Raw genomic sequence first — 1,161 nt, forward strand, 5'->3', positions numbered from 1 at the left:
CGGTGCGCACTGCGACCGCGCACGCGCTACGGCGCACAGCCGCCGCCGTCATGCGACCGGCGCGCCGCCGCCGGCAGGTCCGACGGACGGCCCGGGGCGTGTCCCGCCGACCGCGGGGAGTGCTGGCCCTGGGACTCGCGCTGGCCATCGCCGGTGCCGGGATGGTCGAGTCCGCGTCGGCCGCGGTCGCGGCGGTGCCGTCGGCACTGCCCGGCGCAAGCCCCGCGGCGGGCCTGTTCGCCGCGTTCCCGAAGGACCTCGACCTCTCGGCCGCCGGACTGGAGTACATCCTCACCTGGGAAGGCTTTCGCGCCACCCCGTACGACGACGCCACCGGAAACTGCACCATCGGCAGCGGCCACCTGATCCACCGTGGTGTGTGCACCGATGCCGACCGGCTTCAGTGGGGAACCATCACCCGCGACCAGGCCCGGTTCATCGCCTATGTCGACATCGAATCACGCATTGTCCCGGCGATCCGCACCGGCATTCCCAACACGCCGCTGTTCCAGCACCAGTTCGATACCCTCGTCGACTGGCTCTACAACGTCGGCCCCGCCTACATCACCGGCCAGAGCAGCGTCCGCACCGCCCTGCTGGCGATCCCCCCGCGCTACGGCGACGTGCCGTTCGCCCTGCTGGCGTACGTCTATTCGGGCAAGTCGAAGATGTGCGGCCTCTACCGCCGCCGCATCGGCGACGCCACCCTGTGGAACACCGCCAGCTACGCGAGCAACCACGCCGCCTGCCCGCAGGACTACCTCTGACCGACCGCTACCGCGTGAGGTCACCCGCCTCCCGCGCCGGCGGCCACCGCATCGACCACCCGGCCCCGGCCGACGTGATCCGCACCATGCTGGACGGGCTTGGACCCGCCCGGCCGAACGTTGTCGACATGTGCCCTCGCCGTGACTCGTGGTGCCCACGGCCGGTATCCGGACCGAGCTGACCGCCCACCCGCTACCCTGTAGAGGCCGGAGTCACATCCACCGCGTGGAGTGCCGGCACGGGGGCGGTAGCTCAGCCGGTTAGAGCAGGGGACTCATAATCCTCCGGTCGTGGGTTCGAGCCCCACCCGCCCCACCATGTTTGTCATTGTACGAACCGCCCGGGACTGTCAAGATAACGGTGTAACTGGGTTAACGGTGTAACTGGGTTAGT

General features: G+C 69.9%; 1 protein-coding gene and 1 tRNA gene. Both read left to right on the plus strand.

Going from position 1 to position 1,161, the window contains the following annotated elements; all coding sequences use genetic code 11:
• Positions 1-767 (plus strand): lysozyme (locus G6R24_RS21080; RefSeq protein WP_225438891.1); only part of this gene is annotated, 767 nt, incomplete at its 5' end.
• A gap of 242 nt (positions 768-1,009) precedes the next feature.
• A tRNA-Ile gene (locus G6R24_RS21085) sits at positions 1,010-1,086 on the plus strand.
• The last annotated feature ends 75 nt before the right edge of the window (positions 1,087-1,161 follow it).

This window comes from Candidatus Frankia nodulisporulans (genome assembly GCF_902806475.1).
Classification (GTDB): Bacteria; Actinomycetota; Actinomycetes; order Frankiales; family Frankiaceae; genus Frankia; species Frankia umida.